This window comes from Acinetobacter sp. YH01011 (genome assembly GCF_013420785.1).
Lineage (GTDB): Bacteria > Pseudomonadota > Gammaproteobacteria > Pseudomonadales > Moraxellaceae > Acinetobacter > Acinetobacter towneri.
Genome location: NZ_VOYG01000005.1, coordinates 1 through 20,331, shown reverse-complemented (window position 1 = coordinate 20,331; position 20,331 = coordinate 1). Strand labels below are relative to the sequence as shown.

Here is a 20,331-nt window from a genome sequence, read left to right as displayed (position 1 = left end):
AGAAACAACTAAATAATTCCTAAAAGTTTTTAAATTAATAAAAATGATAAATTAGATTTATACAAATTCGCGGTTATAATCAAATTAATGAAAAAATTACCCAGTCCAGTGGAGTAGATCTGACATGGCAGGCGAAAACCAACAAGCACAAAATCCAGCTGCAAAAACTTTGTACGACAAATTGTGGGATGATCACTTGGTCACTCAACGTGATGATGGCTCGGCTTTATTGTATATCGACCGTCATTTATTGCATGAAGTGACTTCTCCACAAGCCTTTGAAGGTTTGCAACTTGCAGGACGTAAGCCGTGGCGTTTAAGTGCCAACGTGGCAACGCCTGACCATAACGTACCAACGTCTAAAAAAGAACGTGCGGACGGTATTGCAGGTATTGAAGATGATACTTCACGTATTCAGGTACAAACTTTAGATGACAACTGCAAAACCTTTAATGTGGTGCAGTTTGACATCAACGACATCCGTCAGGGGATTGCACACGTGGTTGGGCCTGAGCAGGGCTTAACTTTGCCAGGTATGACCGTAGTGTGTGGTGACTCACATACAGCGACTCACGGTGCATTTGGTTGTTTGGCACATGGTATTGGTACGTCTGAAGTTGAACACGTATTGGCAACCCAATGCTTAGTTCAAAAGAAAATGAAAAACATGCTAGTGCGTGTAGATGGCAAATTAGGTCAGGGTGTTACACCGAAAGATGTCGTTTTGGCGATCATTGGTAAAATTGGTACTGCAGGCGGTACAGGTCACGCGATTGAGTTCGGTGGTCAAGTGTTCCGCGATATGTCGATTGAAGGCCGTATGACAGTATGTAACATGGCGATTGAAGCAGGCGCGCGCGTGGGTATGGTTGCTGTGGATGACAAAACCATTGAATACGTGAAAGGTCGTAACTATGCACCAAAAGGCGAGCAATGGGATGCTGCAGTTGCTTACTGGAATACTTTACATTCAGACGAAGGTGCACACTTTGACACCGTAGTGGTATTACAAGGTGAAGAAATTGAGCCGCAAGTGTCTTGGGGAACTTCACCTGAAATGGTGATTCCAGTGTCACAAGCCGTACCAACTTTAGAACAGGCGAAAGATGACGTACAGCGCAATGACTGGACGCGTGCTTATCAATATATGGGCTTAACTGCAGGTCAGTCTTTGGCAGATATTCAATTAGACCGCGTATTTATTGGCTCATGCACCAACTCGCGTATTGAAGATATTCGTGCAGCCGCTGAAGTGATTAAAGGTCGTAAAGTTGCAGCAAGCATTAAACAGGCGATGGTGGTTCCGGGTTCTGGTTTAGTTAAGCAACAAGCGGAACAAGAAGGCTTAGACAAAGTGTTTGTAGAAGCAGGCTTTGAATGGCGTGAACCAGGTTGTTCAATGTGCTTGGCAATGAACGCAGACAAATTGCAACCGGGTGAACACTGTGCATCGACTTCAAACCGTAACTTTGAAGGTCGTCAAGGTAACGGTGGTCGTACCCATTTGGTGAGTCCAGCAATGGCAGCTGCGGCAGCAATCGCAGGTCATTTTGTAGACGTACGTTCATTCTAAGTTATGCCTTCATCCCAGCCTTCTCTCAGAGAGATGGCGTTCCCTCTCGCTATAGCAGAGGGCAAGGGAGAGGTTACGGATTCAGTGAGAATTAAACATGAAAAAATATACCGTTGAACAAGGTATCGTTGCACCATTAGACCGTGCCAATGTCGATACAGACTTAATCATTCCAAAACAGTTTTTGAAATCTATCAAACGTACAGGTTTTGGCGATAACTTATTTGATGAATTGCGTTATTTAGATGAAGGTTATCCGGGTCAGGACAACTCAAAACGTCCGATTAATACTGAGTTTGTATTGAATCAGCCGCGTTATCAGGGTGCTTCAATCTTAATTTCACGTGCCAACTTTGGTTGTGGTTCAAGCCGTGAGCACGCACCTTGGGCATTGAATGAATATGGTTTCCGTACCGTTATTGCACCAAGCTTTGCCGATATTTTCTTCAATAACTGCTTTAAAAACGGCATGTTGCCTGTGATCTTGTCTGAAGAGCAGGTCGAGCAATTATTTAAAGAGTGTGCGGCGACTGAAGGCTATCAATTAACCATCGACTTGGACGCACAAGAAGTACGTACACCAAGCGGTACGGCATTTAAATTTGAAGTAGATCCATTCCGTAAACACTGTTTATTGAATGGTTTGGATGATATTGGCTTAACATTACAAGCAGCCGATGACATTCGTGCTTATGAAGAGAAAACTAAGCAGTCGCGTCCATGGGTTTTTGCCGAAATTCAGGCATAAATTCGCTGAAATTTGTCATAGCATCGCTGCCTAACTCTTGCTAACATCGGCACATAATAATTTTTATATTTTGTATCTAACAGGTGAGGTTGGGCGCGAACAATGACTAAAATTTTCGGTCGGCTTGCTGTCATTGGATTATGTATCACCATGCTAAGCGCATGCCAAACGTGGAATACAGCACGCATTAAACAGGTGAAAGAAACTGAACAAAGCAAATCCAATGCACTGATTTACTGTGCGGGTACAGATGATTGTGAGTTTGAGCGTTTAAATACGGTCACAATTGTCGATGCAGAAAAACATCGTGTTACACGTGCTGCCATTCAGGAGGGTTTAGTGCGTTTACAGGAATCATCCTTAAATAAATCCAATGCCTTGTATTTATCTGTACCGCCTAAACAACATGAATTGGTGATTCGCTTTTATCCCATTTCTAAAGATCGTGCAGAAAAACTGCATGTAATTCATAAGTTTAATGCCAGGCAAAAATATACCTTTAGAATGTATCGTGATCGAAGTCGTACTAAAGGCAGCTTATTAAATGTGTCTGCGCCAGATCCTTTATGTGTAGATTTGGTGCAAAACAACAAAACCATTCGACGTTTTTGCAAACCCTACAATGTCTTAAATGGCTTGGGTGAGTTTGTAGAACAAAAAATTTAATCCCACAGTCTTTGACTGTCATGAACAATGGAAACTCTCATGTCAAAACATATTTTGATTTTAGCTGGTGACGGCATTGGTCCAGAAATTGTGAAAGCTGCTGAACAAGTGCTGACACGTGTCAATGAAAAATTCAATTTGGGTTTGACTTGGGAACAAGGTTTATTGGGTGGTTCTGCAATTGATGCACATGGTGAACCGTACCCAGCAGTAACATCTGAGCAAGCGAAAAAAGCCGATGCAATTTTATTGGGTGCAGTTGGTGGTCCAAAATGGGACAACATTGAGCGCTCAATCCGTCCAGAGCGTGGTTTGTTAAAATTGCGTTCAGAACTCAATTTATTTGCGAACTTACGTCCTGCAATTTTGTATCCACAATTGGCAGATGCTTCAAGCTTAAAACCTGAAATTGTATCGGGCTTAGATATCTTAATCGTGCGTGAATTGACGGGTGGTATCTATTTCGGTCAGCCACGTGGTATTCGTGAATTAGAAAACGGTGAAAAACAAGGTTTTAACACCGACGTATATGCTGAGTCAGAAATCAAACGCATTGCAAAAGTAGCGTTTGAAATGGCGAAATTGCGTGGTGGTAAAGTATGTTCGGTAGATAAAGCCAACGTACTGGAAGTGACTGAATTGTGGAAGCAAACTGTGACTCAGTTACATGCAGAGCAGTACCCAGAAATCAACTTGTCGCACATGTATGTCGATAACGCAGCGATGCAATTGGTACGCGCGCCAAAACAATTTGACGTATTGGTGACAGGTAACTTGTTTGGTGACATCTTGTCTGATGAAGCGGCGATGTTGACAGGTTCTATTGGTATGTTGCCATCTGCATCTTTAGACGAAAATGGCAAAGGTATGTATGAGCCTTGCCATGGTTCAGCGCCAGATATCGCAGGTCAAAACTTGGCAAACCCATTGGCAACCATTCTTTCTGTGGCAATGATGTTACGTTACACCTTCCGCGAAGAAGCGGCAGCAAAAGCCATTGAAGATGCAGTAGGCAATGTATTAGATCAAGGTTTACGTACTGCCGATATTATGTCTGAAGGCATGAATAAAGTTGGTACTGTTGAAATGGGTCAAGCAGTCGTTACGGCACTCAACTAAAAATTTAAGCGATTTAACCTATCGCTTACAGCTCAAAATCAAATCATTAAACGCAGTCTTCGGGCTGCGTTTTTTTATTGGTTTTGTACTTTCAGAGTGTTTTAGCTAGGAGACTTAACAGCGTTGTCCCGAAACATACACTGCGGTAGCAATACCCTGCTGTAGGCGAAAATACAAATCACAAGTCAGTGCAACATCGTAACTTTCATGACTCGGGATACCGATATTTAACGGAACAGCACCAATACCTGTAGTGGGATGCTGCGCCATAGGGATCGGAACACGTACAGGACGAATAATGATACGGTAATGTAGCAATTGAGGGGTAGCTTGAGCTGTACCAAGCTGTTGATAGCCAATTCGGCTTAATTGCAAATGGGTCAGGATATATTGGCTAGATTGACCAATAAATTGCTGTAAATACGCATCGCGGTTTAAAGTGGAATGCGGTGGATTACTACTACACGCCACTAAACTGAGCGCAAAAAGACCTGTTATACAAGCAACGCAGGATCGAAATAACATGCTTTTTCTCCCTTGCTCAAAACTTTATTGTAGAAGGCAATGCAAGAAAAGAATGTGGTGATTCGATAAGCGGCGGGGACGAATTAAAGGCTAAACAGAATTTTTTTAAGTGAACGTAAAAAAGCCACTCCGAAAGTGGCTTTAGCTTACTCTAAAACTTAGCGTGCGCGATAAGTGATGCGACCCTTGGTTAAGTCGTAAGGTGTCATTTCAACTTTCACACTGTCGCCTGTTAAAATACGAATATAGTGTTTACGCATTTTACCAGAAATGTGAGCAATCACTTCATGACCGTTTTCTAAACGTACACGAAACATAGTATTAGGAAGCGTTTCGGTGACAACGCCTTCGAACTCGATGAGTTCCTCTTTATTGGCCATAGCCTACCTGAGTATCAAATTGGAAAGGCGCAAATTATAGGCAATTTTTCTGAAAAAAACAAGATGCTTTACCCTATACACAGCGCATCTGTTAGTAAAATAAGCGAATCATCGGTTTATACTTTTTCTGTAAAAATGGGCTTGGGTAGGTTGTCAGTTCGGTCAATCGCAGTTAATCTAATTTCAATCTTTTTAAGTATAAATGAAGTACATACAAGGAAGGTTTTTGCGTGGGTCAGCTAACTGATGCATCGGTTGTATTGCGTTTAGGCTACCAAGCGATTCGTCGTGCGGGGTTGCCAACCGAAGATATTTTAACAAAAGCAGGTGTGGCCTTAAATCAGGTCGAAGCCAATGAACGTACGCCTTTAAATGCACAATATGCGTTTTGGGTTGCGGCTGAGGAAGTCAGTAAAGACCCTGATATTGGTTTACATCTGGGGGAACATTTGCCACTTTATCGCGGGCAGGTGATTGAACATTTGTTTATTTCTTCAGAAAACTTTGGTGAAGGCCTAAAACGCGCTTTGGCTTATCAACGCCTGATTAGTGATGCTTTTGATGCCAAATTGGTGGTGGAAGATGGACGCTGCTATTTAACCAATGGCGTGCAGCCGTGGTCGGAAAATATCGTCAATCGTCATTTTTCTGAATGTGCCATGTCGGGTGTTTTACGCTTCTTTAAATTTATTACTGAAGGTCGTTTTCAGCCTATTTATATCGACTTTAACTTCAGTGATGGCGCTGCAGATGATGAATATTTTCGGGTCTTTGAATGTCCTGTGAGTTTGGGGCAGAAAGAAACGCGTTTGTATTTTGATCCGAGTATTTTGGATTATCCACTATGGCAGGCAGAACCTGAGTTATTGCAATTACACGAACAGTTGGCATTGGAAAAGCTGCAGGAGCTGGCGCGTTATGACTTGGTTGGTGAAGTACGCCGTGCCATTGGTTCAACTTTAGAAAGCGGTGAAACGACATTGGAAACAGTAGCGGCGCAATTGAATATCACGCCACGCCGTTTGCGTACCCAATTGAGCGAAGCCAATACCAGTTTTCAGCAAATTCTGTCCGATTATCGATGTCGTTTGGCTAAACGATTATTATCGAATACCAATGAAAGCGTGGAGCGGATTGTGTACTTAACGGGTTTTTCAGAGCCAAGTACTTTTTATCGTGCTTTTAAACGCTGGACCAATGAAACTCCAGTGGAATATAGAAAACGTAAACAGCGTTAAGTTTGAAAATTTAAAACCTTTCCTAAACAGAATCCTCCCTAAATCCCCCTTTTTCAAAGGGGGGGACTTTCGTTTTTAACGCCTCGAAATGGAGCTCCTCTCTTTGGAAAAGGGAGGTCGGGAGGGATTAAATTATTCCGGCATGTTTAACCAATGTGGCCCTAAAGGAACTTTCGGTAAATCATACTGTTCAGGATAATGTGCCTGAATAAAATACAAGCCATCTGGCGGGGCAGTAATTCCTGCTGCTTTACGGTCTTGAGCTGCAAAAATTTGGTCAATATGTGCAATGTCATACAAACCTTGCCCGATCTCCAATAGACAACCCATGATATTGCGAACCATGTGATGCAAAAAACCATCGGCTTGAATATCTAACACTAAATAATTGCCGTGACGAATTAAGCGGCAATGGCTGACATGACGGACAGGCTGATTGGACTGACACGCTGCGGCACGAAAGCTTTCAAAATTATGTGTCCCTTCAAATTTCTGCGCAGCCGCAATCATTTTATCGACATCTAAGGGATAATAAGCGTGAGTGACTTGTTTGTGCAGCAAGGCAGGGCGTTGTGGATTGTTATACACGACATAGCGATAACGCCGTGCCTGAGCCTTAAAACGAGCATGGAAGTCCATATCCATCGTTTTAATCCATTGAATTGCAATGTCTTTGGGTAGTTGGCTGTTGGCACCCATCAACCAACCGCGTTCAGGGCGAATGGCATGCGTATCAAAATGTGCCACCATATTGGTTGCATGCACGCCTGCATCGGTACGTCCTGCACCATGTAAAATAATGGGTTCATCGGCAATTTTGCTCAGAACTTTTTCAATGGTTTCCTGCACACTAGGTACGCCTGCTTGCTGGGTTTGCCAACCCCGATACCGAATGCCACAAAACTCAATTCCGATTGCAAAACGCTGCATAATCACCTCAAATCACACTGAAGACTGCCAATGCGCATACCACTGTGCAAGGCTGTCGTATTGTAAATACATTTTTAAGGCTTTGGCATAAAGATCTGCGTGACTTTGGCAATCACTGATTAAAATTTTACTGTCCTGTAACCACTGGCTGATCGCATAGCGTTGTTGCATGCCACCAAAAGTGACTTGGGTGGTGAGAATCACGGCACATTGTTGAGCTTGTAAGGCCTGAATTAACTCAATCACTTCGGCATTGACGGCCATATTGCCTGTACCATAACTCTGTAAAATGAGGCAGTGTGGTGGCTGTTGCTGTAAGGCTTTTAAATTATCGACCAAAGCGGAAATGGCAATTGGCTGTAACATCCAGTTCAGGCAGTTAAAGTGCTGGGCTTTTTCAATATGTTGAGTGCTAATGTTGAATGCTGGCTCATTCTGCGATTTGTTCTCCGTGTAAACCAAAGCAGACTGACCTGTAAATGCATTTAACTCGGTGGTGTGTTGTTTCAGTGCCGTTGCGGCATGAATCAGTTGCTGATGGAAGGCCAGATATACTCCCTGAGTCACTTGATGAATCTGTTGTAAAGCAAAATTTAGGTTGTCCAAGGCATCACTAAATTCACGGGTATCTGTGCCTTGTGCATTGAGTAAGGGATATTGGCTACCCGTGAGAATGACATGGGTACTTTGCGCTAAAAAACGTGCCAAGACTGCGCTGGCATAGCTGAGGGTGTCGGTGCCATGTAAAATAACGAAATGTTGAAAATCATCGTGTTGTAATTTTTGAATATATTGAATGAGCTGTAACCAGTCTGCGGCTGTGCAGGCACTACTGTCTTTAATGACAGGGGCAACAAAGCATTCAATCTCTAAATTTAGGGGTAAGACCTGTGCCAAGCGTGGCAGAAATTGCTCCGCAGGCATTGGGCTTAGTGGTTCACCGACACAGCCAAAAGTGCCGCCCATATAGATTAACGCAATTTTTTTCATCATAAAAAAAGCAGCCAAGAATGACTGCTTTATCTTAATCTGATTTGAATTAAGAAGCGATTTGATTCAGTAACTGATCGGCACGTTGGCGTTGTTCAGCAGAATAATTTGCGCCTTGTTCGCTAAGTAAAGCTTTCGCAGCATCATAAGCGCCCAATTCCACATATTGGTTCGCCAAGTCTAAATTCAACTGAATTTCATCTACTTGAGATAAGTCTGGGAATGATTTCACCAATGGATCATTTAGATCAACATCTGTGCTGACAACGGTTGCAGCAGGTTCAAGTGCAATACTTGGTGCAGCAATGACTTCAGGTTCAATTGCAGGCTGAAGGTTGGTTTCCTCAGCAGGCGCACTGTCAAATGTGAAATTAAAATCAGGCGTTGCAGGTTCAGCTTTTGCTTCAACCGCAGATGCGCTTTCTGGTGTAGAAAAATTGAAGTCTAGACTTGGGGCTTTGACTGAAGAAGCTTCATTGACTGTTGATTCTGGGGCTGTTGTTTCAGCTGGACTTGGTGTTAAATCAAACGTGAAGTCGAGCGGTTTAACTTCCTCTGCAGGGCTTACACTTGGTTCAGCTGTAATTGCAGGCGCTTCAGTTTTTGCTTCTGCTGCTGTGGAATCGAGTGAGAAATTAAAATCCAGTGCAGCAGGTTCTGCTTTGACTTCAGGTTCGGCTGCTTTTTCTACAACAGGTGCAGCAGCAGGGCTGAAATTTAACGATGAGGTATCAAATTCTAAAGCTGCTTCAGGTGCTGCTGTTTTATTTGAAGTTAGTTCGTGCTGTAACTGGTCAAAAGAAGAGCTATCAGAAGAGATATCATCTTTTGATTGTATGAGGGCATCAAAATCAGCAGTTGATTTTTGTTCAACAGGAGCCGATTCTAAATCCGCTGGAGTCGTTGGTTGAAAATCAATCCCATCAATTGCTTTGTTGTTTTGCTCATCAAATACTTGTTTTTGAGCTTCTGCTTGAACCAAAATATCATCAAGGCCCAAAGCGCGTATATGATTGAGTAATTGATCAATCGCAAACTCATCTTTTTGCTGTAAATGAATATCAAGCAATAACAAATACAAACCATGCAATGAGTTATCACGTTTTAATGCTTGGTTAATTTGTGCTTCTGCAGCAAAGAAATTACGTTCTTTGATCAGGTTTTCAATGTTGGTTTGGATTTTTACAGGAACAGGGGTAGAGTGTTGTGGTGTTGGAACAACCTCTTCAACCACCACCGATTTCTGGGCAACTTTTTTGGTAGTTGTGGTTTTCTTGGCACTGGTTTTGGCTGGCGCTGCTGTTTTCTTGTTGCTTGGTTCGGCTTCTTTACTTGCTTCACGCTTTTTCAAGAAAATTGCGATCACCAGTAATAAAATAAACGGAATCACATAAATCAGCATGTTTATACCCCTTGAGGATGTGGTCCCTGTTTGACCTTATCCCAAAAAAATCATTGTGTGTAACATTTAGTGTTTTGGCTTATTTGCGGCTTGTTGTTTTTGCAATTGTTGTTGCAGTTCAGCAAGGCGCGCGTTGAGTAATTGAATTCTGTGATCCTTCTGACGTAATGCCAATTCTAATTCTGTTACGTTTCTCTGTAATTTAACGGTTTTCTCACGGGATGTCATAACTTTTAATGACAAGTCACCCGAAGTTTGTGTGGATTGTGTGTTCTTCTTGGCAGAACCGTGGGTGGAGTCCTGTTGATTCTCTGCCACGAGGCTCATTTCTGCTTGATTTAAACGATATTTGGCTTTGCCTGATTGTGGTGTACTGGCCGTTTCTGGTTTTGGAATTGCGGCTTTTTTCTCTGTTTTAGAGTTAGCTTGTGCATGTAAATTTAAGGTCGCACCACGACGTAAACGATTGGCATCGCCTTGAATAAAAGCATGCTCATTATTGGCTTTAATTTGTTGCATCACTTCGGCAACAGGGCGATTGTTTTCGCCCGCAATGCGTGAGGCAATGGCCCATAATGATTCATTCGATTGCACTACATGTTGAGTATTGACCGTAGGCTTCGCTGTTACAGGGCTTGGTTTAGCTTGTGTAGCCGCTATTTGTGCAGGCTTTTTCGTTGCAGCAGCAGGCTGAGTTTGTGCTAGTTGCTTCGTACGTTGCTGTTCAGCAAATTTTTGTACCAATGGATCAGCCGATTGTTGTGCAGTGACTGACGTAGTCGCTGTAGATGCTGTCGGTGTTGGGTTGTTATTTGTTTTTGCTGGCGCTGCTTTTGGAGCAGCAACAGTCGTATTTTCACTCGCTGCGCTACGGCTTGGCGCAGTTTGAATCACTGTTACTGCTTGATGGTTTAACGCAGGCGGTGTATTGCGTTTAATGGTTAGCGGTGCTTCAAAAGCCTGTTGTTCAATTGCTTTGGGTGTTTCAACCTGATAGGCCGTACTTACAGGTAAATTTAAAGCAATATCTTGCTCATTGACAATCATAACAGGCATTAAAGCTTGTTCATTGCTACGTTGCATAGCGGCCAATGGCGCAGGTGCACTGCGTTTTAATGGGGTGCGAATATGTTGCAGGCGGGTTGCATTGCCTTCTTTAATTTTGACCACAATATTCAACTCAGACTCGGTTAACGGTCGAGATGAGGTAATGGTGATAACCCCTGTGCCATTGCTGTTACGACGTGTAAAAAAGTTAAGATGACCAGGCGGACGGTGACTCGCACCAATCGACATCAGATCTTCTGCCGTAGCTAAACTGACATCAATCGCTTCATTCACATTCGATTGACGAAAGTTGATTTCGGCATAGAGCAATTCCCCAGTTGTTGACTGAATTTGAATCGGGTCAACATTCATTGCATACATTTGCTGTGAAGCCAAAATAGATAAAATGGCGATCTTTAATTTGTTATATACAGTCATCTTAATTGTTAGCTCGGTCATTTATCGCAAGGCGAAAAGGATAGAGTAGCGAGTTGTATGTCGATTGTAAAATATTAACACGTTGATTACATAAAAAAGCCAGTCAAATTTGACTGGCTTGTTGAGTTTGATCACAGAATCCAAAATGATTCAGTGCTCAAGACGAGGCTTAAGCATTTTTGTAATCAATTAAGATGCGTAACATGCGACGTAATGGCTCTGCTGCACCCCAAAGTAATTGGTCACCTACAGTGAATGCACCAAGGTACTCTTTACCCATGTTCATTTTGCGTAAACGACCAACAGGTACTGTTAAAGTCCCTGTAACTGCAACTGGGGTAAGATCGGTCATTGATGCTTCGCGTGTATTTGGTACCACTTTTGCCCATTGGCTTGATTGACGAATCATATCTTCAATTTCGTTCAATGGAACGTCTTTTTTCAGCTTCAATGTGATTGCCTGAGAGTGACAACGCATTGCACCAATACGTACACAGTGACCATCAATAGGAACAATCTGCTGATTGCCTAAAATTTTGTTGGTTTCAACCTGACCTTTCCATTCTTCTTTTGACTGACCGCTTTCAAGCTGTTTGTCGATATATGGAATGAGAGAACCCGCTAAAGGCACACCAAAGTTTGCCGATGGGAAACCTTCGCCGCGTTGTAATTCGGCAATTTTAGAGTCGATGTCTAAAATTGGTGAACGTGGGTCATCCAACAAGTCTTTGGTGTTGTTATACAAGTAGCCCATGCCTGTGATCAGCTCACGCATGTTTTGCGCACCTGCACCAGAAGCTGCTTGATAGGTCATTGAAGTTGCCCATTCCACCAAATTGTTTTGGAATAATGAACCCAAGCCCATCAACATGAGTGAAACAGTACAGTTACCGCCCACAAATGTTTTGGTGCCATTCACCAAGCCATCTTTAATGACATTCATGTTGACTGGATCAAGTACGATAATCGCTTCATCATCCATACGTAGGGTAGATGCAGCATCAATCCAGTAACCATTCCATCCTTCAGCTTTAAGCTTCGGGAAAACGGCAGAAGTGTAATCACCACCTTGACAGGTAATAATGACATCCATTTGCTTCAGACTTTCAATATCTGTTGCATCCATAAGTGCTGGGGCAGTCTTACCACCAAATGCTGGTGCTTCACCACCAGCATTACTGGTAGAGAAATAGAATGGTTCAAAATGAGCAAAATCATTTTCTTCAACCATACGTTGCATAAGGACGGAACCCACCATCCCGCGCCAACCGACCAGACCTACTTTCATGCCACTTTGCCTCGGTGCGTTAAAAAACAATAAAGGAATATAAGTCTATCAAAAGGGGGCGCAACTGCAAGCATTACATGAACAAAACATGAGTATTATTGAGTGAAATCTCTTGTTTGTGTTACATACAAAATTGATAACTTTGGTTTTCATGTAAAAACGACAAAAAATACAAAAGAGTAAAGCAAGATGATTTGGGTAAAAGGGCTTGCAATATTAGTCATTTGGTTAAGTTTTTGGTCACTGATTCCACGTGATGAATGGTGGATTCGGGGCGCAGATTTTCCACGTTTACAGATCTTGGTTTTAGGCATCATTGCCTTTGTTTTGCTACTGATTTGGGAGCAGACGTGGGATGTGTCTAGCCAAGTGATTTTAATTGGACTGATTGCGGCTTTGGCTTATCAGTTAAAAATGGTCTTGCCCTACACCTTGCTGTGGAAAAAACAGGTCAAACAAGTTCGTCCAGAACAGCTAAATCCTGAAAAACAAATTTCATTAATCGTGTCCAATGTTCTGACACCAAATCAGAAATATCATCTGTTGATTGAACATATTCAAGCCTTAAAACCAGACTTGGTATTGACTTTAGAAACTGATTTGGCATGGCAACAAGCCTTGTCTGTGATTGAAGCCGACTATCCTTATCGGGTCGCTGTGCCTTTAGATAATTTATATGGCATGCATTTGTATAGCCGTTTGCCATTAAAAGACACTGAGATCAAATTTATTCTCAGCGATGAAATTCCATCCATTCATACCAGTGTGATTTTGCCTTCGGGGCAGCCTGTACAGTTGTATTGTTTGCATCCTAAACCACCAAGTCCTACCGAAGCCAAAGATTCAGTTTTAAGAGATGCCGAATTGTTGATTGTAGGCGATCAAATCAAAGATTTAGATGAAAGCTGTATCGTAATGGGTGATTTAAACGATGTGGCGTGGTCGCGGACTACGCGCTTGTTTCAAAGAATCAGTGGCTTGCTCGACCCGCGCGTAGGGCGGCACTATATCAATACCTTTCATGCCGATTATCCTTTACTGCGTTGGTCATTAGACCATGTATTTCATAGTACCGATTTTGCATTGGTGGATATGCAGCGTTTGGCGCATATCGGTTCAGACCATTTTCCTGTGTATGTGGTATTGCAAACTGGGCGGGTGTTTGATCGAATTCAGGAAGAGCTGCCCCAAACTGATGCCGATGAGCAGGAAGCACAACAGGCGATTCAGGAGGGGATTGAAAAAGCAGAGCGAGAAGAAAAACTGGTGACCGATGAAATTGCACAACCGTATAAAGCACAGGATAAATCGGTTTAGAAATTAAACGAAAAGTGTACGAAATGGCTTACACGGATTTAGGCACATGACGCATGGTTTATTCTGACTGATCTGGTTAAGATTAATTCATCAGCACAAGGACTCGGGAACGGAATATCCCATTAAGGAAGACGACGCTGACGGATAAACATCAAGGATATGATGTAGGTAAGGAACGCCATACAATAAAATAACAATAAGTTTTGAAAGCACAACCTCATGAGCCCGAGTTTTACAGGATGTAGAACTCGGGCGATGATTTTTGGGGGACTTATTTTTTTCACTCTCATAGTTTTTAAAAAAAATTAAACTTCAATCAGCTCGATTCAGTTCTATGGTTTGGTTTTAGGCGTATTTTGACTGCAAAACTTGCTGATATAAATCTAAGGTTTGATGACACATATCTGCCAAGCTGAACAATTCAACAGGGGCGACACTTTGCGGTGTTTCCAGATGCAATTGCACTGCATTGAATAAAGCGACTTGGTCATCTACCGCGATGAGTCCTTGCGGATACAGTTGTGATAGAATTTCAGCCACACCACCACGGTTCCAGCCAATCACAGGTGTTCCTAACGATAAAGCCTCGAGCGCAGTGCGTCCAAAGGTTTCTGCCTGATTGGAAAGTGAAAGTACAATATCGCTAAACGCAAGCCACTCGCGAATGTCAGAACGGTGTCCAACAAAGGTTATCGCTTCGGTCAGATGTTTATCCCGAATATTGCGTTCCAGTTCCTGTAAATAAGCTGCTTTTTTAACATCTGCACCGCCTACAACAACAGCATGAATCTGTGGATACTGGGTTTTTAATTTCGCAATTAGATCAATCAATGTTTCATGACCTTTTAAGCGGGTGATACGTCCCGGCAAACAAATTAAAAACTTATGTTCAAGTTCTGGGAAATCTTGATAGGTTTGTTGCATCCATTGTGCCGAAGGTTGATACCCGTGCGGAAATGCAGCAGGGTCAATTCCACGATAAATACGGACAATATCTTCAGGTGGACAGTTTTGATAATGATCACGAATGTATTTGACTACACTGTCAGAAACTGCGATCACTTTTTCCGCTTGGGTCATAATTTGGCTGTAACGGTTAACTGAATAAAAACCATGTACAGTTGAAATTAAGTGTGGACGTTTTTCGGCTGGAATACCTTTTAGGGAAAAATGAGTTAGCCATGCAGGTACGCGGGAACGTACATGCACAATATCAGGTTGATGTTGCATAATCAGTTGGCGTAAAGGACGGATTTGCCACAAGCTTGATAATGATTTTTTGTGGATGGCTAACTTTAAATGAGTGGAACCTTCAGCTTCGAGTTGGTTAACCATCCGTCCGCCATTCGACACCACCAATGACGTATGTCCTTGAGCGACCAAGGCTCGGGCGATTTCGAGCGTACCGCGTTCTACACCGCCACTGTTTAATTCGGGTAATAACTGCATGACTTTCATGAATCTTTCCTTCTGCCGTACAGATTAGTAAATACTGTCATAACCTTCGGGGCGGCTCTTAAACCGACGATGAAACCACATATATTGGGTAGGAGCGATCCGTAATTGCTGCTCAATAATGAAATTGGTGCGCGTTGCATCTGCAACTTCATCTGCGCTTGGGAAATCCAGCAGTTCAGGTTCAATCAAGACTTTATATTGAGGGTTGGAAAGCTCACCTGTACGGTAAAAATATAACGGAATTGCTGCGGCTTTGGTCATTTTAAGTAAACGACGATGCGCTGTAACTGTCGCAGCAGGCACGCCAAAAAATGGCGCCATAACACCTTGTTTTAAACCAAAGTCCTGATCTGGGCTATACCAAATGGCACGACCATTTTTTAAGTGGCGGATTAAACCACGCATGTCATCGTGGTCAATTTGATGACCGTAAATGGTGGCGCGACAACGGTAAATCAGCATGTCCAGTAAGGGATTGTTTTGTGGACGATAGACCACATCGGGGTCAAAATATTGTGCACAGACATAGCCACCTGCATCTAGCAGAGTAGAATGTGTGCCTAACAATAAAACCCCGCGACCATCTGCTTGGGCTTGCTGAATATGTTCCAAACCTTCAACCTGAGTGCGTCCTTTAAACCACTGTGGACAGTACCATGCATTTAAGGTTTCAAATACGCCCAGCATTTGATCAACAAAGACTTGGCGAGCATTTTCATGTACTTCAGCCTCGCTCCATTCAGGAAAACACACTTCCAAATTGCGTAACGTAGTTACGCGACGTGACTTCATGCTGTTAAAGGCAATATTGCCTAAAAGCTGCGCCAAACGATACTGAATCGCCCACGGCAAAATGGCTAAAATCATCAGGTAGACAATGCCAATCCAGATGCCCCAATATTTTGGCAACAGGAAAGACCATTGAAATTCACCAGGTTGAAATTCAGTGCGTTGACTCATAATATCCAGATCGCTTGTTGCATCGTTGCAGTGTAGCATGAACCGATTTTAAAATTAAAAAAGCATCCGTCCAATGGGGTAGATGCTTTAAGAGGTCTGATTTTAGAGGATTTATGCCAAGCGTTTAAACACGTTTAGTATATCCCCAGAGTTTATTGGTCTAGTTACCGTTGGCTAGATTTTCTAACTCATCCCAGCGTTCTAGTTTTTCCAGTAGCTCTTCATCAATTTCTGCCAAACGCTGAGAGGCTTTGGTGGCTACTTCAGCATCCGTTACAAACCAAGAGCCATCTGCCAGTTTTTCAGACAATTCGGCTTGTTCCTGCTCCAATGCTTCAATTTCGCCAGGTAATTGCTCTAAAGCACGTTGATCTTTGTAGCTCAATTTGACTTTTTTCGCTTGTGGCGCGGCAGCTGCAGCCTCGGCTTTGGCAACGGCTTTTTTGACATCACTTTTTTGATCAACTACAGTTTGGTCTGGACGCTGCTGTAAATAGTCCTGATAGCCACCAATATATTCATCAATATTGCCTTTACCATCAAATACCCAAGTTGAAGTCACTACGTTGTCCATAAAGGCACGGTCGTGTGAAATCAGTAATAAAGTCCCTTTATAGTCGCTGAGCATTTCCTCAAGCAATTCTAAAGTGACCATATCCAAGTCGTTCGTTGGCTCATCCATCACAATTAAGTTAGATGGTTTTAGTAACAATTTTGCCAGTAAGATGCGGTTACGTTCACCGCCAGACAAGGCTTTAACAGGCGTGCGTGCACGTTCAGGTGAGAATAAAAAGTCTTGCAAATAACTATAGATATGACGACGTTGTCCGTTTACATCTACAAAATCTGAACCTTCAGATACGTTATCTTTAACTGATTTTTCCAAATCCAATACATTACGCAATTGGTCAAAATAGGCAATTTCGAGCTGTGTTCCTGTTTTGACAGAACCACCATGCTCAATTTCACCCAAAATGGCTTTAATCAGCGTGGTTTTACCCACACCGTTGTCACCCACTAAACCAATACGGTCGCCACGTAAAACCAATGCCGAAAAGTCTTTAATAATTGGTGCTTGATTGCCAAAAGCAACTTGTAAATGTTCAATTTCAAAAACAAGTTTGCCTGAACGGTTGGCTTCCTGCGCAGCCATATTGACTTTGCCTTGTTGGAAGCGACGTGCCTTAGATTCTTCACGTAAGGCTTTTAAGGCACGCACACGTCCTTCGTTACGGGTACGACGTGCTTTAATGCCTTGGCGAATCCATGCTTCTTCTTCGGCCAGTTTTTTATCAAATAGTGCGTTTTGTTTTTCTTCAGCTTCGAGTTGCTGTGCTTTTAAATCTAAATAACGTGAATAGTTGCCTTCATAGCTGCGTAACACACCACGATCTAGCTCGACAATGCGAGTGGCAATACTGTCTACAAAAGCACGGTCATGCGAAATAAACAGTAGGGTTAAATTGTTTTGATCGAGTAAGAATTTTTCTAGCCATTCAATACTTTCTACATCCAAGTGGTTGGTCGGCTCATCTAATAACAACACATCAGGTTGTGTGAGCAGGGCACGTGCCAACAACACACGACGTTTACGTCCGCCCGATAAATCGGCCAAGTCTGCATTCGGATCCAGTCCCATTTTACTTAAAATGGCATTGACCTTATTTTCTAGCGCCCAGCCATCCAGTTGATCCAACTTGTGTTGCAGGTTCCCCATACGGTCACAGGCATCCATATCGCCCAATACACAGGCATCACTGGCTTCATGGTAGGCTTTAAGTACCGCAGCTGCTTCACCTGCACCATCTGCCACAATATCGGCCACTTTACCAGATGACATCGGTACATCTTGTGCCAGCATAGAAATAGTGATGCCATTTTGCAACGATACTTCACCGGCATCTGGCAGTAAACTTCCTTCAATCAGTTTAAGTAGAGTAGACTTACCTTCCCCATTACGGCCAATCAAACACACTCGTTCGCCACGTTCTAGGTTAAAATTCGCGCCGTCGAGCAAGGCAGGTCCACCAAATGCAAGCTGGACATCCCTTAAAGTAATATAGGCCATAGTGTTTCCTAAAAAATCTCAAATGAGGATTTGAAATGACTAAACAAAGTATAGATGATCAGGCGTCATTTTCCGCACCCATTGAAGATTTGCAAGTGCGAATTGCATTTTTGGACGATTTAGTTGAACAATTGAATGAACAAGTGGTACGTCAAAGTCTGGAAATTGCGGATTTAAAGCAACAAATGCAATTGTTGTATCAGCGAGTTGAGTCTGCCGATTTGTCGGAAGGCATTGCACCATTTGACCCACTGACTAACCGTCCACCGCATTATTAAGGCTTGAAGACGCATAAATATAGGGAAGGGAGTTGAGATCAAAACAATGTCAGACATGAATTTTATTTGACCTTTACAATACTTCCCGTTGTAATGCTCGGCTGCTGCGCCTAAATCTTAAAATCTACCCGTGTTCGCTAAAATTTATGTCTTCTAAAGTTGTGTTACTTGATCTTGAAAACAACATGCCTACCGCGACTTTGTTGCGAGAGATTGTTGAGCATCATCCTAGTGTGTATCTGTTTAATTGTGCAGGAAAATTTGAATACAGCCTGCAAGATTTAACCGAGTTCGCAGGCTGGGTTAGCACAGGTCAGCTCATTATTTTAGATAGCCCTCGTGCCGAATTTAAAGAGTTTGAATATGCTGTGGTGGTGGGACAACTCATGGCGCTACTTGAGCCAGATACACAGGTTGAAGTCATTTCTGCCGCAGACAGTATTCAGATTTTATTGGAAATGTTGCAGGCTTCTGAAATCGCCTGTCACCTGATTCATATTCAGCCTGAAGCACAGGCTGCGAAAAGCAAACATCATTTGCCAAGCCCTGCGGCAATTCGCAGTAAGCCTGAATTGCTATTGGTGAAAAAGTACTGTGATGCGTTGGCAAAAATGTCAGGCAAACCGACAACTCAAGACGCTTTAAAAAACTCGATCTCCAATATTTTGCAGCTTGAAACAGACAAGGCACAGCATGTGTTGGGCATGCTGATTAACCTAAAAATTGTTAAACGTGTAGATGAGCAGATCAGTTTCCGTAAAAAAGTACTGAAACAATGGGTGCAGTTAGATTTAGATGCCGCAGCAGAACCTGTCCAAGAGACGACGGTAAGGTCTACGCTAGCGGAGCAAGCAGAAGTCGCAGAATTGCATCCTCAGCATATGTTGTTTAAAAACTTTAGCCAAATTGACCCTGTGCAATGGGAAGTGGCAAAAAAACTACGTGAGTTAAAAGGTAATAAGCCTAAAGATATTTATGAGTTGCGTGATTTATTGGAACGACTTTTTCCAAAATCTGACATTCGTTTATTGCTCAAAGAACTGATTGAAAAAGGCTATATTTATTGGAATGGGCATGAAGTGCTGTATAGCCATGAAATGTTTTTGAGTTGATAAGACTGAGGGTATATGAAAAAAATATTATTAGTAGACATCGAAAATATTCAAAAAACTGAAAAAGAGCTTTTGAAATACTTAGCTCAATATCAATATGTGTATTTGGTGTATGCAAAATCCCCTGTGAGTTTTAGTTTGGATGGACTTGTTCATCTTTCTCCATTTGTGATGAATGGTAAGCTAAAAGTTTTAAAGATGCCAAAAGTTGGTAAAGATGCGGCAGATTTTGGTTTAGCTTTTATTGCTGGGCAACTTTCGACACAAGTCTCTGCAAAAGAGTACTTATTTGACGTTTTGTCGAATGATCACTCGATGGAATATGTGATAGATCTCTTAAAAATCGCTAAATTTGATGCAAAAGTTATCCATGAAAAGCCCTTGGTTTCACCTCATGTGATTAATGAAGTTAAAGCAGAAATTAATATTGATCAGTTGGTTTATCAGTATTGTGAATATTTGAATAAGCAAAGTTCCAGACCTGCCAAACTTGAAACTTTGTTGAATTCACTCAAAGCCATATTGAAAGTGAATGATGAAGTCTCAAAAGTCTTGGTTGAATTTTTGAAGAAACATAAAATTCTTCGCTTGGATAATAATAAACCCGTTTTTCAAGATCCTAGTTTACATAAATATTTAAGAACGTATAGCTTTACTGCTGAAACTGCTGAAACTGCTGAAACTGCTGAAACTGCTGAAACTGCTGAAACTGCTGAAACTGCTGAAACTGCTGAAACTGCTGAAACTGCTGAAACTGCTGAAACTGCTGAAACTGCTGAAACTGCTGAAACCTG

The 20,331-nt window shown here is 42.3% G+C and carries 19 protein-coding genes; 9 read left to right on the top strand and 10 right to left on the bottom strand.

Annotated features, from left to right (window positions below):
- Positions 1-124 precede the first annotated feature (124 nt).
- The 4 genes from leuC (at position 125) to leuB (ending at position 4,106) form a co-directional block, all read left to right on the top strand.
- A complete protein-coding gene (gene leuC / locus FTT78_RS04080; RefSeq protein WP_004976092.1) occupies positions 125-1,573 on the top strand; it encodes a 3-isopropylmalate dehydratase large subunit in 1,449 nt (482 codons plus the stop codon).
- Between the two features lie 97 nt (positions 1,574-1,670).
- Positions 1,671-2,321 carry a 3-isopropylmalate dehydratase small subunit gene (leuD, locus tag FTT78_RS04075; protein ID WP_004976094.1) on the top strand — a complete coding sequence of 217 codons (651 nt, stop codon included), beginning with the start codon at positions 1,671-1,673 and terminating at the stop codon, positions 2,319-2,321.
- Between the two features lie 102 nt (positions 2,322-2,423).
- Positions 2,424-2,987, top strand: coding sequence for a hypothetical protein (locus tag FTT78_RS04070; protein ID WP_179993537.1), 564 nt, complete (start codon positions 2,424-2,426; stop codon positions 2,985-2,987).
- 39 nt (positions 2,988-3,026) lie between these two features.
- Positions 3,027-4,106, top strand: a complete 1,080-nt coding sequence (gene leuB / locus FTT78_RS04065; protein WP_004976098.1) for a 3-isopropylmalate dehydrogenase — start codon at positions 3,027-3,029, stop codon at positions 4,104-4,106.
- A gap of 114 nt (positions 4,107-4,220) precedes the next feature.
- Here the strand turns inward: leuB and FTT78_RS04060 are convergent, their stop codons facing one another.
- Positions 4,221-4,631 carry a hypothetical protein gene (locus tag FTT78_RS04060; RefSeq protein WP_180044346.1) on the bottom strand — a complete coding sequence of 137 codons (411 nt, stop codon included), beginning with the start codon at positions 4,629-4,631 and terminating at the stop codon, positions 4,221-4,223.
- A 158-nt stretch (positions 4,632-4,789) separates the two neighbouring features.
- Complete coding sequence (gene infA, locus FTT78_RS04055; protein ID WP_001284370.1) at positions 4,790-5,011, bottom strand: translation initiation factor IF-1; 222 nt, start codon at positions 5,009-5,011, stop codon at positions 4,790-4,792.
- A gap of 230 nt (positions 5,012-5,241) precedes the next feature.
- Between infA and FTT78_RS04050 the strand changes: the two genes are divergently transcribed.
- Positions 5,242-6,249 (top strand): AraC family transcriptional regulator, encoded by a 1,008-nt coding sequence (locus FTT78_RS04050; protein WP_004976104.1) that lies wholly within the window; start codon positions 5,242-5,244, stop codon positions 6,247-6,249.
- Positions 6,250-6,381: 132 nt separating this feature from the next.
- Here FTT78_RS04050 and truA read toward each other — a convergent pair whose 3' ends face one another.
- The 5 genes from truA to asd all read right to left on the bottom strand — a co-directional run bounded on the left by truA (position 6,382) and on the right by asd (position 12,344).
- Positions 6,382-7,179: a tRNA pseudouridine(38-40) synthase TruA gene (truA, locus tag FTT78_RS04045; RefSeq protein WP_154321070.1), complete on the bottom strand. Its 798-nt coding sequence runs from the start codon at positions 7,177-7,179 to the stop codon at positions 6,382-6,384.
- Positions 7,180-7,191: 12 nt separating this feature from the next.
- Complete coding sequence (locus tag FTT78_RS04040; protein ID WP_004976109.1) at positions 7,192-8,172, bottom strand: asparaginase; 981 nt, start codon at positions 8,170-8,172, stop codon at positions 7,192-7,194.
- Positions 8,173-8,218: 46 nt separating this feature from the next.
- Complete coding sequence (locus tag FTT78_RS04035) at positions 8,219-9,571, bottom strand: fimbrial protein FimV (protein WP_179993539.1); 1,353 nt, start codon at positions 9,569-9,571, stop codon at positions 8,219-8,221.
- 66 nt (positions 9,572-9,637) lie between these two features.
- Positions 9,638-11,056 carry a FimV family protein gene (locus tag FTT78_RS04030; protein WP_242757254.1) on the bottom strand — a complete coding sequence of 473 codons (1,419 nt, stop codon included), beginning with the start codon at positions 11,054-11,056 and terminating at the stop codon, positions 9,638-9,640.
- A gap of 169 nt (positions 11,057-11,225) precedes the next feature.
- Positions 11,226-12,344, bottom strand: coding sequence for an aspartate-semialdehyde dehydrogenase (gene asd / locus FTT78_RS04025; RefSeq protein ID WP_004976115.1), 1,119 nt, complete (start codon positions 12,342-12,344; stop codon positions 11,226-11,228).
- A gap of 189 nt (positions 12,345-12,533) precedes the next feature.
- Here asd and FTT78_RS04020 point away from each other — a divergent pair, with 189 nt between their 5' ends.
- Positions 12,534-13,661 carry an endonuclease/exonuclease/phosphatase family protein gene (locus tag FTT78_RS04020; RefSeq protein ID WP_096901696.1) on the top strand — a complete coding sequence of 376 codons (1,128 nt, stop codon included), beginning with the start codon at positions 12,534-12,536 and terminating at the stop codon, positions 13,659-13,661.
- A gap of 345 nt (positions 13,662-14,006) precedes the next feature.
- Here the strand turns inward: FTT78_RS04020 and FTT78_RS04015 are convergent, their stop codons facing one another.
- From FTT78_RS04015 to FTT78_RS04005, 3 genes are all read right to left on the bottom strand, one after another.
- Complete coding sequence (locus FTT78_RS04015; RefSeq protein ID WP_131261050.1) at positions 14,007-15,119, bottom strand: glycosyltransferase family 4 protein; 1,113 nt, start codon at positions 15,117-15,119, stop codon at positions 14,007-14,009.
- A gap of 24 nt (positions 15,120-15,143) precedes the next feature.
- A complete protein-coding gene (locus FTT78_RS04010; protein ID WP_180044348.1) occupies positions 15,144-16,079 on the bottom strand; it encodes a lauroyl acyltransferase in 936 nt (311 codons plus the stop codon).
- Positions 16,080-16,239: 160 nt separating this feature from the next.
- Complete coding sequence (locus FTT78_RS04005) at positions 16,240-18,147, bottom strand: ATP-binding cassette domain-containing protein (protein ID WP_180044350.1); 1,908 nt, start codon at positions 18,145-18,147, stop codon at positions 16,240-16,242.
- Between the two features lie 35 nt (positions 18,148-18,182).
- Here FTT78_RS04005 and FTT78_RS04000 point away from each other — a divergent pair, with 35 nt between their 5' ends.
- From FTT78_RS04000 to FTT78_RS03990, 3 genes are all read left to right on the top strand, one after another.
- Positions 18,183-18,425 (top strand): SlyX family protein, encoded by a 243-nt coding sequence (locus FTT78_RS04000; protein ID WP_154321065.1) that lies wholly within the window; start codon positions 18,183-18,185, stop codon positions 18,423-18,425.
- 146 nt (positions 18,426-18,571) lie between these two features.
- Entirely contained in the window at positions 18,572-19,537 is a 966-nt protein-coding gene (locus FTT78_RS03995; RefSeq protein WP_180044352.1) for a hypothetical protein, read from the top strand.
- Between the two features lie 15 nt (positions 19,538-19,552).
- Positions 19,553-20,331: PIN domain-containing protein (locus tag FTT78_RS03990; protein ID WP_257234725.1), on the top strand; the 779-nt coding region annotated here is incomplete at its 3' end.

Coding starts and splice junctions, on each gene's coding strand:
- infA (WP_001284370.1), bottom strand. CDS start 5,011: ATGGCCAATAAAGAGGAACTCATCGAGTTCGAAGGCGTTGTCACCGAA.
- truA (WP_154321070.1), bottom strand. CDS start 7,179: ATGCAGCGTTTTGCAATCGGAATTGAGTTTTGTGGCATTCGGTATCGG.
- FTT78_RS03995 (WP_180044352.1), top strand. CDS start 18,572: ATGTCTTCTAAAGTTGTGTTACTTGATCTTGAAAACAACATGCCTACC.
- FTT78_RS04015 (WP_131261050.1), bottom strand. CDS start 15,119: ATGAAAGTCATGCAGTTATTACCCGAATTAAACAGTGGCGGTGTAGAA.
- leuB (WP_004976098.1), top strand. CDS start 3,027: ATGTCAAAACATATTTTGATTTTAGCTGGTGACGGCATTGGTCCAGAA.
- asd (WP_004976115.1), bottom strand. CDS start 12,344: ATGAAAGTAGGTCTGGTCGGTTGGCGCGGGATGGTGGGTTCCGTCCTT.
- FTT78_RS04005 (WP_180044350.1), bottom strand. CDS start 18,147: ATGGCCTATATTACTTTAAGGGATGTCCAGCTTGCATTTGGTGGACCT.
- FTT78_RS04000 (WP_154321065.1), top strand. CDS start 18,183: ATGACTAAACAAAGTATAGATGATCAGGCGTCATTTTCCGCACCCATT.
- FTT78_RS04020 (WP_096901696.1), top strand. CDS start 12,534: ATGATTTGGGTAAAAGGGCTTGCAATATTAGTCATTTGGTTAAGTTTT.
- leuD (WP_004976094.1), top strand. CDS start 1,671: ATGAAAAAATATACCGTTGAACAAGGTATCGTTGCACCATTAGACCGT.
- FTT78_RS04010 (WP_180044348.1), bottom strand. CDS start 16,079: ATGAGTCAACGCACTGAATTTCAACCTGGTGAATTTCAATGGTCTTTC.
- FTT78_RS04040 (WP_004976109.1), bottom strand. CDS start 8,172: ATGATGAAAAAAATTGCGTTAATCTATATGGGCGGCACTTTTGGCTGT.
- FTT78_RS04070 (WP_179993537.1), top strand. CDS start 2,424: ATGACTAAAATTTTCGGTCGGCTTGCTGTCATTGGATTATGTATCACC.
- FTT78_RS04060 (WP_180044346.1), bottom strand. CDS start 4,631: ATGTTATTTCGATCCTGCGTTGCTTGTATAACAGGTCTTTTTGCGCTC.
- FTT78_RS04030 (WP_242757254.1), bottom strand. CDS start 11,056: ATGACTGTATATAACAAATTAAAGATCGCCATTTTATCTATTTTGGCT.
- FTT78_RS04035 (WP_179993539.1), bottom strand. CDS start 9,571: ATGCTGATTTATGTGATTCCGTTTATTTTATTACTGGTGATCGCAATT.
- leuC (WP_004976092.1), top strand. CDS start 125: ATGGCAGGCGAAAACCAACAAGCACAAAATCCAGCTGCAAAAACTTTG.